This window comes from Acinetobacter sp. YH16051 (assembly GCF_013417135.1).
Taxonomy (GTDB): domain Bacteria; phylum Pseudomonadota; class Gammaproteobacteria; order Pseudomonadales; family Moraxellaceae; genus Acinetobacter; species Acinetobacter towneri.
Map to the genome: position 1 here is coordinate 35,335 of NZ_VPEN01000011.1, position 12,981 is coordinate 48,315.

12 protein-coding genes are annotated in these 12,981 nt (G+C 42.5%); 10 read left to right on the forward strand and 2 right to left on the reverse strand.

From position 1 onward, the window contains the following. The first annotated feature begins 235 nt into the window (after nucleotides 1–235). The 4 genes from mhpT (at nucleotide 236) to ppk1 (ending at nucleotide 5,030) form a co-directional block, all read left to right on the forward strand. Entirely contained in the window at nucleotides 236–1,462 is a 1,227-nt protein-coding gene (mhpT, locus tag FTV41_RS10165; protein ID WP_131261231.1) for a 3-(3-hydroxy-phenyl)propionate transporter MhpT, read from the forward strand. A gap of 196 nt (nucleotides 1,463–1,658) precedes the next feature. Next, nucleotides 1,659–2,060, forward strand: a complete 402-nt coding sequence (locus tag FTV41_RS10170; RefSeq protein WP_131261230.1) for a hypothetical protein — start codon at nucleotides 1,659–1,661, stop codon at nucleotides 2,058–2,060. 47 nt (nucleotides 2,061–2,107) lie between these two features. After that, entirely contained in the window at nucleotides 2,108–2,734 is a 627-nt protein-coding gene (gene pncA, locus FTV41_RS10175) for a bifunctional nicotinamidase/pyrazinamidase (RefSeq protein ID WP_104852749.1), read from the forward strand. Between the two features lie 232 nt (nucleotides 2,735–2,966). Continuing rightward, complete coding sequence (gene ppk1, locus FTV41_RS10180; protein WP_131261229.1) at nucleotides 2,967–5,030, forward strand: polyphosphate kinase 1; 2,064 nt, start codon at nucleotides 2,967–2,969, stop codon at nucleotides 5,028–5,030. 106 nt (nucleotides 5,031–5,136) lie between these two features. Here ppk1 and FTV41_RS10185 read toward each other — a convergent pair whose 3' ends face one another. Beyond that, nucleotides 5,137–6,396, reverse strand: a complete 1,260-nt coding sequence (locus FTV41_RS10185; protein ID WP_004974135.1) for a hypothetical protein — start codon at nucleotides 6,394–6,396, stop codon at nucleotides 5,137–5,139. Nucleotides 6,397–6,474: 78 nt separating this feature from the next. On the opposite strand from FTV41_RS10185, the gene serB reads away from it, so the two are divergent. From serB to FTV41_RS10200, 3 genes are all read left to right on the forward strand, one after another. Further along, complete coding sequence (gene serB / locus FTV41_RS10190; RefSeq protein ID WP_004974136.1) at nucleotides 6,475–7,695, forward strand: phosphoserine phosphatase SerB; 1,221 nt, start codon at nucleotides 6,475–6,477, stop codon at nucleotides 7,693–7,695. 401 nt (nucleotides 7,696–8,096) lie between these two features. Further along, nucleotides 8,097–8,432 carry a ciprofloxacin tolerance protein AciT gene (aciT, locus tag FTV41_RS10195; protein ID WP_004974137.1) on the forward strand — a complete coding sequence of 112 codons (336 nt, stop codon included), beginning with the start codon at nucleotides 8,097–8,099 and terminating at the stop codon, nucleotides 8,430–8,432. 209 nt (nucleotides 8,433–8,641) lie between these two features. After that, nucleotides 8,642–9,121 (forward strand): hypothetical protein, encoded by a 480-nt coding sequence (locus FTV41_RS10200; RefSeq protein ID WP_004974140.1) that lies wholly within the window; start codon nucleotides 8,642–8,644, stop codon nucleotides 9,119–9,121. Nucleotides 9,122–9,183: 62 nt separating this feature from the next. Here FTV41_RS10200 and dtd read toward each other — a convergent pair whose 3' ends face one another. Continuing rightward, on the reverse strand, nucleotides 9,184–9,624 hold the full coding sequence (gene dtd / locus FTV41_RS10205; RefSeq protein ID WP_004974142.1) for a D-aminoacyl-tRNA deacylase: 441 nt from the start codon (nucleotides 9,622–9,624) through the stop codon (nucleotides 9,184–9,186). Between the two features lie 234 nt (nucleotides 9,625–9,858). Between dtd and pncB the strand changes: the two genes are divergently transcribed. From pncB to asd, 3 genes are all read left to right on the forward strand, one after another. Then, the gene (gene pncB / locus FTV41_RS10210; RefSeq protein ID WP_131261228.1) at nucleotides 9,859–11,064 is read left to right on the forward strand and encodes a nicotinate phosphoribosyltransferase; all 1,206 of its coding nucleotides are present in this window, start codon (nucleotides 9,859–9,861) and stop codon (nucleotides 11,062–11,064) included. Between the two features lie 163 nt (nucleotides 11,065–11,227). Further along, nucleotides 11,228–12,070 carry a sulfurtransferase gene (locus FTV41_RS10215; RefSeq protein ID WP_167846417.1) on the forward strand — a complete coding sequence of 281 codons (843 nt, stop codon included), beginning with the start codon at nucleotides 11,228–11,230 and terminating at the stop codon, nucleotides 12,068–12,070. Beyond that, entirely contained in the window at nucleotides 12,067–12,927 is an 861-nt protein-coding gene (gene asd / locus FTV41_RS10220; protein WP_096901498.1) for an archaetidylserine decarboxylase, read from the forward strand. The genes FTV41_RS10215 and asd overlap by 4 nt, the downstream gene beginning before the upstream one ends. Nucleotides 12,928–12,981 lie beyond the last annotated feature (54 nt).

Genomic DNA, 12,981 nt, shown 5'->3' on the forward strand with positions numbered 1-12,981 from the left:
TTAAATGGTGAGAAATCTTGCGCTGAATTTACTGCTTTAAGCGGGAAAATAGCGTGTAATTTGCCAGATTTATTGTTTTTTTCGCTATGTTTTTTTCTACATGCTGCGCAACACGTTTGCGCTGATCTGAAAAAATTCACTTTGGTCTAACACTTATTGATAGCTATTGCTGCAGTTTAAAACTGCGCAAGATGCAGGCTTTCACATGGCTATCTAATTCTAGTAGAGGGACCCAATGGATAGATCAACACAACATAGCGATCAGCGGCATGCGGTTATTACCGTCGCGATCTGCTTTTTAATTGCAGTGATTGAAGGTCTGGATATTCAGGCAGCAGGTATTGCTGCGGCAGGTATCCGTGAGCATTTTGGTTTAGACAGCTCGCAGCTTGGGGTATTTTTTAGTGCGGGTATTTTAGGTTTATTGCCAGGTGCTTTGGTTGGCGGACGTTTTGCAGACCGTATTGGTCGTAAAAAAGTATTAATCTGGTCTACAGCAGTCTTTGCTTTATTTACCTTATGTACGGTGTGGGTGAATAGCTTTGAAAGCCTATTGGCGGTGCGCTTCTTGGCAGGTGCGGGTTTAGGGGCAGCCATGCCAATTTTAATTACTTTGGCATCTGAAGCTGTTTCGCCACAAAACCGTGGTCGTGCTGTGGGCTTGATGTATTGTGGTATGCCTGTGGGTGCAGCCATTTTATCTTTAATTGCCAGTACAGATTTTGGCTCAAACTGGAAAAACATTTTCTATTTGGGTGGTTTGCTGCCATTTATTGTCATTCCATTGATGATGTGGTTATTGCCAGAATCACGTGAATTCTTAAAAGCACAAGCGGCAGGTAAAGATGTCACAGCACAAAATGCTGCGCCAAAAGCATCTTTTAAAGATTTGTTTAATTCACAAAACTTATTGCGCACCTTATTTATTTGGGTGAGTTACTTCTTTACCTTGATGGTGGTTTACATCATGTTGAGCTGGTTACCATCTTTATTTATGGAATTAGGTTTCTCGCGTAAAGAAGGCAGTACTGCACAGTTCTATTTCATGGTGAGTGCGACAGTCGGTACTGTAATTTTGGGTATGCTGACCGACCGTTGGAAAAAAGCCTACGTGATTTTATTGATGTATGGTGGTATTTTGGCAGGTTTATTTGCTCTAAATGCAGCGGGTTCACTCATGCAAATGTATATGGCTTCAGCTTTGGTCGGTGCTTTTGTGATTGGCTGTCAGGGCGTGTTATATGCTTTTGGTAGTATTGTCTACCCAACCGAAGTACGTGGTACTGGGGTCGGTGTTGCCTCTGCTGTTGGTCGTGTAGGCGCAATGCTTGGCCCTGCTATTGCAGGTCAGTTGTTGGCAGCAGGCTTTGGTGCGGCTGGGGTTATTTCAGCAGCCATTCCATGTATTATTATTTCAGCCATTTTCATGTTGTTATTGGTACGTCGTATTCAAACTGTTTAAAAGGATGAGAACAGTTGAAAGACCAAATAGCCTGCACCTGCAGGCTATTTTTTTGTATGTTGATCGCTGATTTTTGAGAGAAAATGCTCGAATGAAGTGTGACAAGTACTGTCGCAAAGCTGCCTGTTCTACTGGGTGGCAATGACGCAAGCAGGGTATAATAAGTCCTAAAAAACAGTAAATATAAGAGTATCATTTGAAGCAGAAAAAATTGATTGCAGAATTTCAGTTGGATCAACAGCAGTTTTCGCTGTATCTGATTGAATATGAATTTATTTTAGAACTGAAACGCCATTTTCGAGCAACACGGACTTCTCCAAAACAAAACGCGTGGCTGGCATTTGCCGATCAAGCTACTTATGAAGATGTCAACGCAGGTATTGATGCCTTTCAGGTGATGCGTTTAACCCGACAGCATTTGGTCAATTATTTAACTCGGCATCCATTGCCTTATTTTTATTTTCATGCCGCGACTGCACGCAAAGCCAAAATCTATCCACGTTTTGTACGGCAATTATTGTTACAGCTACCGAACTATCAACATTGTGCCGAAAACGATTCTTTTTATTTTTATCAAAGCGATACAACTCAGACTTAAATTTCAGCTATGCTGAGGGTAGCGTTTAAGATGGGAAAGGAAACAGCATGCAGCAGCTGAATAATGCCTTGATTGTGGTTGATGTGCAAAATGGTTTTTGTCCAGGAGGTAATTTGGCGGTTGCAAATGCCGATCAAATTATTCCCTGCATTAATGCGTTGGGACGTGTGTTTCAGAACATTGTGATCACCCAAGACTGGCATCCTGCAACGCATGTGTCCTTTGCTGCCAACCATGCAGGCAAACAGGACTATGAGCAGATTCAGCTCAGTTATGGCGAGCAAGTGTTGTGGCCTGTGCATTGTGTGCAAGGCACAGCTGATGCTGAATTACACCCAGATCTAGATTTGCCTACAGCACAATTGATTATACGCAAAGGTTTTCACGAGCAAATAGACAGTTATTCTGCCTTTATGGAAGCAGACCGCAAAACCACCACAGGCTTGGCGGCCTATTTAAAAGCCCGTGAAATTGATACGGTTTATATTGTGGGCATTGCCACCGACTTTTGTGTGGCGTGGACGGCAATAGATGCCTGTGAGTTGGGTTTTAGCACCTATGTGATTGAAGATGCCACCAAAGCGATTGATTTAAATGGCTCTTTAGAACAAGCATGGCAACAGATGTTGGCACAAGGAGTACAGCGAGTACAAAGTCAGCACTTACTTGGCTAAAACTAGATAACGAACTGGCCGCGAAAGGGAAGGGCGAAATCTTCCTTTTTGCTATAAAAATAGATTAAATGTAAAATAAAATAAATAAAAATCAATTTTTTACATATACCCAATTTTGACGAAATGTTCTGCGATTGATTGTGGGTGTAACATGATTGTCATAATCTCTACCTACCATGCCTTGCACAGAGGCGAAATAAGCAGACTGTCTTAAAAACAGCATAGAGAAGATATGGAACACTTTCAGCATTCATCTGATACTTATTTTAATCGTGAACTCTCTTTAATTGAGTTTAACCGTCGGGTCTTGGCGCAAGCTTTAGACCCAGAGTTACCTATTTTAGAGCGACTCAATTTTTTAATTATTTTTTCACGTAATTTAGATGAGTTTTTTGAAATTCGCGTTGCAGGTTTAATGAAGCAACTCGATTTGAATGCCATTACCCGTACCCCAGATGCCATTCCGACTGAACAGGTCTTGGTAGAACTGTCTGATAAAGTGCATCAGGCGGTGAAGCAGCAATACGACACTTTAAATTATGCCATTTTGCCGCAGCTGCAAAGTTTAGGGATTCACTTTATTCAATACCATGACATTGTGGATAAACATAAAGCGTGGATTGCCGATTATTTTGCCCGTCAGGTACAGCCTGTTTTAACGCCAATTAGCCTAGACCCATCGCATCCATTTCCGCGTTTGGTCAATAAAAGTCTGAACTTTATTGTCAGTTTACAAGGCAAAGATGCTTTTGGACGTGAAATTGAAATGGCGATTGTGCCTGCGCCACGCTCTTTGCCACGTTTAATCAATTTGCCAAAAGAAGTGGCAGGTAGTGCGACTGAACATATTTTCTTGACTGCGATTATTCAGCAGCATATCAATGATCTGTTCCCAGGCATGAAAGCCACAGGTTGCTATGCGTTTCGAGTGACCCGCAATGCCGACCTGATTTTGGCCGAAGATGTCGATGATTTGGCAGTTGCCTTAAAAGATGAATTATCGTCACGTCGTTTTGGGCGTGCGGTACGTTTAGAAATTGAAGATGATTGCCCGCAAGATATTATTGATTATTTGCTCAGAGAGTTTGATTTAGATGAGCAGCAATTATATCGGATTAGCGGGCCGATTAACCTGTCGCGTCTGACCAGTAGTTTTGACCGACCTGAATTGAAATATCCACCTTTTGCACCTGTGATTCCAAAAATATTTCGGAAGCAAAAACCGATGTTTGAGATTCTGAAAAAGCAGGATGTGTTGCTACATCACCCATTTGACTCTTTTCAGCCGGTGATTAATTTACTCAAAGAAGCGGCGAAAGACCCAAATGTGTTGGCGATTAAGCAAACGCTGTATCGTAGTGGCCCAGATTCTGAAATTGTGCAGGTACTTGCAGAAGCCGCACGTAATGGCAAAGAAGTCACTGCCGTGATCGAGCTACGCGCACGTTTTGATGAAGAATCCAACATTATGGTCGCCAACGTCTTGCAAGAGGCAGGCGCAGTGGTGGTGTATGGCATTGTCGGCTATAAAACCCATGCCAAAATGATTTTGATTGTGCGTCGTGAGCAAGATCAGTTGGTGCGCTATGTGCATTTGGGTACAGGCAACTATCATGCGGGCAATGCACGTATGTACACCGACTATGGTTTGATGACCACACATCCTGATATTTGTGAAGATGTGCATCGGGTGTTTCAGGAACTCACAGGCATGGGCAGATCGGCAAAATTAAAAAACTTGCTGCATGCACCATTTACCTTGCACAGTGAATTGCTCAAACTGATTGAACAAGAAATCGGGTTTGCACAAGCAGGCAAAGCTGCCCGAATTATCATTAAAGTCAATGCATTGACTGAGCCTGAGTTAATTACGGCTTTGTACCGTGCTTCGCAGGCAGGGGTACAGGTCGATTTAATTATCCGCTCGATTTGTTGTTTGATTCCAAAAGTGAAAGGTATGTCTGAGCGTATTCATGTCCGTTCGATTGTGGGACGCTTTTTGGAACATACCCGCGTGTATTATTTTGAGCATGGTGGTGCAAAAAAATTGTACTGCGCCAGCGCAGACTGGATGGGGCGCAACTTATTTTCACGGGTGGAAACTTGCTTCCCTATTTTGGATGAGAAAATTAAACAGCGTATTGTAGAAGATGGCTTGCTGAGTTATTTGCATGACAATCAAAATGCGTGGGAGCTACAAGCCAATGGCGAATGGCAGAAAGCTGCTGTGGTGGGGCAGGCTGCTGTACACAATGCGCAAATGTATTTGGTCGAGCAGAAGCAGTTGAATGTGTAAATTGGGCTGCAGTAAATGGATGTGATCTAGCATCTGTGAGTATAAAAAACCTGAGTATGTGTGCATACTCAGGTTTTTATGCTTTTAAGGCATCTCATGGATTATTTTAAGAAGCTCTTGAATGTTTGCCTTTTAGAATTTCAGTTCGCAGGCTTTGCGCCAACTCAGCCGATTGGCTGTCCATGCCATTAACCATAAAGGCATGGCGCATCAGCACATTGGTCGGATTTGGCATACTCACCAATTCATAATGCGTAGACAGTTCATCTAGTAATTCATTCGGTAAATGCACTGCATTTTCACGAGCAGATAATTGATGCACCAAACGCTCTGCTGCCTGCACTGCAGATAACTGCATGGCTTCGACTGCGGTTGATAAACCACTGCGAGTTTGCAACACAAAACGCTTTTCTTCACGATAACGCTTATACAGCACTTCAGACAATAACTGGAACACCGTGCCAATCATGGCCATACAGGCTGCTGCATTTGGTGTATTGGCTGCAATACTGAGTGTTGCGCCATCTTCATGGAATGGTTGTACTGTTTGAATGTCGGAACGGTTTAACTTGTAGTGTTGTACGCACAGTTCAATGCTTTTGTTCAGGAAAATCTGACATAAGCTAAAATAAGGCACAGACACACTTTGCGTGACCGTGTCTAATAATTGTTTCGGGTCATAAAACTGAATATTCAGCGCAATGTTGTTTTGCTCTTGGCTTTGCTCAATGGCTTTGTTTGCTTTAGGCGACATCACAGGTTTAGGCTGTTGCTGTGCCTGCGCAAGTGCCAAAGCCGTTTGATGTTTTTCTTGTTCAAGGGCTTGCGTCAATAATTGTAATTCGTGTTTAAGGCGAGATTCATTATTAATGCGTGCTAAATATTCACTACGACTTGGACGGGCAATCGCGCGATAAGCCAACCATAACAAGCCATGAACCAATAATGATAAAAGTGTCGCTAACCATTGGGTACGCAGAATTTCACCAATACTTGGCTGAATTAAGGTAATTTCAATGCTGCCGACTTTCTTTTCATTGATGATTGCATCGCGGACAAAGACTTCACCTTCACGGGTACGTGACTGTCCACCTGTCGCCAAGACCTGATTTTGCGCATCTAAAATACGAATAGAAGCAATGCTTGGATTGGTGGCATAACGATTCACCAATAATGCCAGTGATACTGTATTGGCAGGTTCCAGCTCAGAAAGGCTGTCTGTGACCAGTTGGCTGGTCATTAACTGCCCCTGATTGGCGCGGTTTTCATTTAATTGGTGTGTTGTTGCAAGCACCAATAAAAAGGTGTGAAAAGCAAAACTTACAATCAATAGGCTAGCAAATAGCCCTTGTCTAGGCGCATTCAAGGTAAAACTTCCAAGGCATTTATATTCAATTTAGATTATGATTCTCACAATAGTTGTAGCTCAGACCCGAGTCAATTCATGCGAGAAATCATTCTTATATCATTTTTAGGACCTGACCAACCTAATCAGTTTACTCGATTAATGCAGGTATTGTCCGCTCATTCCTTACAAATCTTAGATGTTGGCCAAGCTGTTATTCATAATCAACTGACTTTAGGTATTGTTGTTGCATCAGAAGACCAGACTGCAACTGCTTTAGCCATGAAGGAGATTCTGATTTTAGCACATGATATTGGCTTAACTGTGCGTTTTAAACCAATCTCTGCAACTGAATATGAGCAATGGGTCAAAGAAGGCGGTCGTACCCGTTATATCGTGACTGCACTGGCACCAGAGCTGAATGCCTCACATTTACAGGCGGTCACGCATATTGTATCTAGCCAAGGTTTTAACATTGAAACTGTAACCCGTTTGTCGGGTCGCCCACAGCTTAATGTAGCCGAAGATGAACCTAAACGTGCTTGCATTCAGTTTGGATTAAGTGGACAAATGCTAGATGCAGTTGCCATGCGTGCTGCGTGTTTAAGCCTGTCGAATGAACTGAGTGTGGATGTCGCGGTACAAGAAGACAATGCCTACCGTCGTAACCGCCGTTTGGTGTGTTTTGACATGGACTCAACGCTCATTGAACAAGAAGTGATTGATGAGTTGGCGATTGAGGCAGGTGTGGGCGATCAGGTGGCGGACATTACCGAACGTGCCATGCAGGGTGAACTGGATTTTCAGCAAAGTTTCCGCGCGCGCGTAGCATTGCTCAAAGGTTTAGATGCTGCTGTGTTGCCTAAAATTGCCGAACGTCTGACCGTGACCGAAGGTGCTGAACGCCTGATTTCAACCCTGAAATCTTTGGGTTATCGCACCGCTATTTTGTCGGGCGGTTTCCAATATTTCGCAGAATATCTGCAGGAAAAATTGGGGATTGATGAAGTGCATGCCAACATTCTAGATGTGGAAAATGGCATGGTTACAGGCGAAGTAAAAGGTCACATTGTGGATGGTGCGCGTAAGGCATTATTGCTACGTGAACTGGCAGACAAAATGGGGATTTCTTTGGAACAAGCCATTGCGGTGGGTGATGGTGCGAACGACTTACCAATGCTTTCTATTGCAGGTTTAGGTGTGGCGTTCCGTGCTAAACCGTTGGTACGTCAAAACGCCAATCAAGCCATTTCAAGCGTGGGCTTAGATGGTGTGCTGTACTTATTGGGCGTGCATGACAAAGACTTGAACCGTGCCTAATATGACAATTCAATGAAAAAAACGCAGCAGTCATGCTGCGTTTTTTGTTTGTATAATCAGCAGATAACGATGAACGGTAAACAAAAACTGTCGATAAAAACCGCAACAGCATTGAATGAAAAAAATATTTTTTAAGGCAAAAAAATAAGGTGTTTTTTTGTAATGACACGCGAATAAAGAGCTAGCTTAGCTTCCCGAAAACTACAAAATTTAAAAAATGTAATGACAATATAATATTGCGACAAGGTGTGTCGCTTTATAAAAATACAAGTCTTTTTTTATCTAGAAAACGCAGCATAATGCAGACATAGAATTTAAATCGACATCCATTATTTATTTAAACGGTATTTGAAGTCGCAGACCAATTCAAAAAGAGGCTGCATCTTTAGACGGAGGTTTTTATGCTAACAGCGAATTTAGCGACCATTGTAGGCTTAAGCCTCGTCGCAGCTGCGTTGATTGCTGTTTTCTTTTCGCCTTATCGTCGCTGGTTAAACTTTATGTTGGCAGGTATGGTGTTTTGGGGTTTATTGGAAGTGGTGCGCTACAGTGTGCAAAGCGTATTTGAACTGCCAATTACCTACAGTTACTTGTCGGCAATTTTCTTGGCGATGACTTTGGTGACTTTATTATTATTACGAGAAGACCGTCGGGCAGAGCGTGCTTTGGCAAAACGTCGCTATATCGAACATACCCCAGTCTATGAAGACGATCAGCAGCAGTGCTCAAGCCGCTAAATCGTACAGACTAAATTCAAAAACTTTAAAAAGATGCAACTGGTTTGCATCTTTTTTGCTTTATCTGTACGGCAGTTTGCGCCATCCAAACAGCGACAAAATTTTAACACCCTCCTAAAGATTGTTATACAAAGCCTTGCAGCAAAAAGCGGGAGTTGTGATAGGATGAGTCTGTTCATTATCCAACAATTACAATAGGCTTTACTGTCATGAAACTTTCTGCAATTCCTGTGGTCAAACTTCCTTTGGTTGATGTCAGCACCGATCCACTTGACCTTCTCGTGGCAGGTTTGGCATTGCGTATGAAACAACTGGCACGTACCAGTCCAAAATTTATTGAGTTGGTGCATGAACGCCAGTTCCGTATTCAAATTGGCACAGACTTGGGTATGGCGCGTCAAATTATTGTCAACAATGGACATATTGACACTGTGGCAGGCGATGCAGAAAAAGCCGATTTTATTTTGCAGTTTGCAGACAGCGAGCAAGGCGTAAAAACCTTAATGAAAGGTGATCCAACTGCATTTATGACAGGCATGCAAAATGGCAGCATTAAAATGGAAGGTGATTTTGGCTTATTGGTGTGGTTTAACCAAGCAGCGAAATTGATTCCACCTAAATTACCAAAACCTGTAAAAGAAAAAATTAAAATGGCACGCCAGTTTATTAAACAAAAAACGGGTAAATAAGCTGCTCAGACCCAAACAAAAACCTCTGATCAATTTCTGACAGAGGTTTTTTTATATGTGATTTACTCGACTTCCAAACAAAAAGTCACAGGCCCGTCATTTACCAAATGCACTTTCATATCGGCAGAGAAAATACCTGTTTCCACCCTGTCAAACTGACTTTTGGCATAGTCCACCAATTGTTCATACAGCGCTTTGGCATCGTTTGGGGGCATCGCAGGGCCAAAATCAGGACGTAAACCTTTTTGAGTCTGTGCCATGAGGGTAAATTGTGAAACCAATAACACACTGCCATTGGCCTGACTGACATTCCAACCCATTTTGCCTTGTTCATCATCAAAAAAACGATATTTTAAAATTTTATCAATCAGCTTTTTGCCTTTCTCAAAATTATCGTCTTTGCCTAAGCCCAAAAATACCAAAATACCCTGTTGAATCTCGCCAGTGATTTCACCATCGACCACGACTTTGGCTTCAAGAACTCGTTGTAATAATGCGCGCATGGGGGACTAATTTTCTCAGTGTGGGGGATGGCTGCAGATTGTAGCAAACTTAGGCACTTTGGCGTGCATTAACATCAATCACGAAAGCATCAGAACGGTAGCTGCCCGCAGAGAGGTAAAATATCTTGGGAAGGCTACACTTCAGCAAAGTTGTAACAAGATTGTCGATAAAAGCCCTTTTTTGCTGAATAAAGTATGCTTTAATGCAAGAAGTACCGCGAAATGATGATCCCTATGACCCCCATTATTCAATCTCTGCTCGATACTGATTTATATAAATTCACCATGTTACAGGTGGTGCTGCATAAATTTCCGCAAACGCACAGTGTGTATCAATTCCGCTGCCGTAATCTTGAAGATACCGCGTATCCACTGAGCGATATTTTAGCTGAGTTGAATGCGCAGCTTGATCATTTGTGTCAGTTGAAATTTAAAGAAGATGAATTGCAGTATTTGCGTAATTTACGCTTTATTAAAAGTGACTTTGTCGATTATTTAGAATTATTTCAGCTCAAGCGTCGTTTTATTCACGCCAGTATTGATGCGCAAGGTCGTTTGGATATTCGGGTAGAAGGCCCGATGGTACAGGCCATGATGTTCGAGATTTTTGTCCTGGCAATTGTCAATGAACTGTATTTTCAGCGCATCCGTAATGATGAGGTTTGGGCAGAAGGTGAGCGCCGTTTACAGCAAAAAATTGCCCTGATTCAAAGTTACCAACAGCAGCAACTGCCTGAAGATCCACCATTTTTGGTTTCAGATTTTGGTACGCGCCGCCGTTATAGTTTTGCATGGCAAAAGCACGTGATTGCGGCTTTTCATCAAGCTGTACCTGAAGTGTTTCGTGGTACTAGTAATGTACTGTTGGCTAAAGAATTAGGCATTACCCCAATTGGGACAATGGCACATGAGTTTTTACAGGCATTTCAGGCGCTAGATGTACGTTTACGTGACTTCCAAAAAGCCGCACTAGAAACTTGGGTGCAAGAATATCGGGGTGATTTAGGCATTGCCTTGACTGATGTGGTCGGGATGGATGCTTTCCTGCGTGACTTTGATTTGTATTTTGCCAAGTTATTTGATGGCTTGCGACATGACAGTGGCGACCCGTATGTGTGGGGCGATAAAGCTTATGCACATTATAAAAAGCTAAAAATTGACAGTAAAACTAAAATGCTGACCTTCAGTGATGGCTTAAATGTCGAAAAAGCATGGGCCTTGCATCAGTATTTTAAAGACCGTTTTCAGGTTAGTTTTGGGATTGGTACCAACTTAACCAATGATATGGGGCAAACTGCGCTAAATATTGTGTTGAAATTGGTGGAATGTAATGGTCAGTCGGTGGCGAAATTGTCCGATAGTCCGGGTAAAACCATGACCGATAATGACACCTTCTTGGCATATTTACGCCAAGTTTTTGAAATACAAACGCCTGTTTAAAACCTGAGCACATTGAAAAAACCGAAGAAAATCTTCGGTTTTTTTCTAGATTAAAGCATGTGATTGTTAAAATTCTGCGAAAGTTATGAAAAAAACAGCATGCTATCAAAAATGACCTATACTAAGTTAAAGTTGATTGCCAAACAGACTGAACCGCATAAAAATGAGCACTTCTCCATTCAATTTTGGACTGCTGATTGAAGCAGAAGATTTAGTTCCCTTTTTAGGGCATGAAAAATTGCGCATTGTCGATTTGAGCCGCAATTCGGTGTACGAGCAATTGCATCTTCCGCATGCTTTACAGGTCAAACCGAGCATGTTGCTACGTCAGGATGAAGATACATCGGGTTTATTGCCTGAACCCGAGGCTTTACAAGACTTGATTCAGTATTTGAGTATTTCCCCTGAGCATCATGTGGTCGCCTATGACGATGAAGGTGGAGCATGGGCAGGGCGTCTGATTTGGAATTTACACTGTTTAGGCTTTGAAAATACCAGTTTACTAAATGGTGGGATTCACGCATGGTTGGCAGCAGGTTTTCCAACTACTTCTGAGGTTGAACCGCTAACACCCGTCAGCATGCTTGTTCCTGTTGCCGAGCAAAATCAGTATCGAATTCAATATGATGAGCTATTAGAAAAGTGCCAAAACCAGTCGGTGCAACTTTGGGATTGCCGCACCATAGATGAATATACAGGGCTGCGTTTGGCTGCACGACGCGGCGGTCACATTCCTGGGGCATTGCATTTTGAATGGAGTACTGCCCTTAATCGTGAAAATCATTTAAAATTGCATCCCTTAGAACGCACACGACAGCGTCTGGAACAACTCGGATTCAATTTAAACGAACCTGTAGTGGTGTATTGTCAGTCACATCACCGTTCAGGTTTGGCCTACATTTTAGGGCGTTTATTGGGTTGGAAAATTCAGGCCTATGATGGTGCGTGGAGTGAATGGGGCAACCGCCCTGACAGTCCTGTTATTACTGGAGAGTTGCCGTCTTGAGCCTCACATCACGTTTAAAAAAACAAATTTTCATTCAGGCACAACGCGTTGTGCCACAACATCAATTATCACGTGTTGTGGGTAAACTTGCAGCCAGTGAGCATCCTGTGCTCAAAAATGCGGTGATCACTGCATTCAAGGCGCAATACGGCATTGATATGTCTTTGGCAGAACAAAGCAATGCCTTGAAATATAAATCTTTTAATGAATTTTTTACCCGTTCTTTAAAGCAGGGTGTGCGGGAAATTGACAGCAATCCGAACAGCATTGTATCGCCTGCAGATGGGGCGATTTCACAGTTGGGTAAAATTGAAGATGGGGCAATTTTTCAGGCCAAAGGTCAGCAATTTACTGTTGAAAACTTAATTGCCGACCCGCAATTGGCTGAACCATTTAAAAATGGTCAATTTGCAACCGTGTATTTATCTCCGCGCGATTATCACCGTGTACACATGCCTTTTGCAGGCACACTCACCGAAACTTTATATGTGCCAGGTGAGTTGTTTTCTGTCAATCAAACCACAGCCGAAAATATTCCGGGTTTATTTGCCCGCAATGAGCGCATGGTGTGTTTGTTTGATACCGAATTGGGTCGTATGGCGGTTGTTTTGGTGGGTGCCATGATTGTGGCGGGCATTGAAACCGTGGCGACAGGCAAAGTGAAACCATCAGGGCGTTTGGAGCTGAATCAGCACCAATTATTCCTTGAAAAAGGTGCAGAATTAGGACGTTTTTATTTGGGTTCAACCGCGATTGTTTTGTTTGAAGAAAATAAAATGCAGTGGGATGCTGAATTCAAAGCCAATTCTGTAGTGGAAATGGGGAAAGCCCTGGGACATATCGTTTCTGCTGAATAAAATATGTGAATAAAGAAATAAAAAACGCCAAAGTAATTTGGCGTTTTTTTGTTT

What these genes read in the sequence shown, in the direction of transcription:
- FTV41_RS10200 (WP_004974140.1), top strand. Translation starts at nt 8,642, where the DNA reads ATGAAACTTTCTGCAATTCCTGTGGTCAAACTTCCTTTGGTTGATGTC.
- pncA (WP_104852749.1), top strand. Translation starts at nt 2,108, where the DNA reads ATGCAGCAGCTGAATAATGCCTTGATTGTGGTTGATGTGCAAAATGGT.
- mhpT (WP_131261231.1), top strand. Translation starts at nt 236, where the DNA reads ATGGATAGATCAACACAACATAGCGATCAGCGGCATGCGGTTATTACC.
- pncB (WP_131261228.1), top strand. Translation starts at nt 9,859, where the DNA reads ATGACCCCCATTATTCAATCTCTGCTCGATACTGATTTATATAAATTC.
- aciT (WP_004974137.1), top strand. Translation starts at nt 8,097, where the DNA reads ATGCTAACAGCGAATTTAGCGACCATTGTAGGCTTAAGCCTCGTCGCA.
- FTV41_RS10215 (WP_167846417.1), top strand. Translation starts at nt 11,228, where the DNA reads ATGAGCACTTCTCCATTCAATTTTGGACTGCTGATTGAAGCAGAAGAT.
- serB (WP_004974136.1), top strand. Translation starts at nt 6,475, where the DNA reads ATGCGAGAAATCATTCTTATATCATTTTTAGGACCTGACCAACCTAAT.
- ppk1 (WP_131261229.1), top strand. Translation starts at nt 2,967, where the DNA reads ATGGAACACTTTCAGCATTCATCTGATACTTATTTTAATCGTGAACTC.
- dtd (WP_004974142.1), bottom strand. Translation starts at nt 9,624, where the DNA reads ATGCGCGCATTATTACAACGAGTTCTTGAAGCCAAAGTCGTGGTCGAT.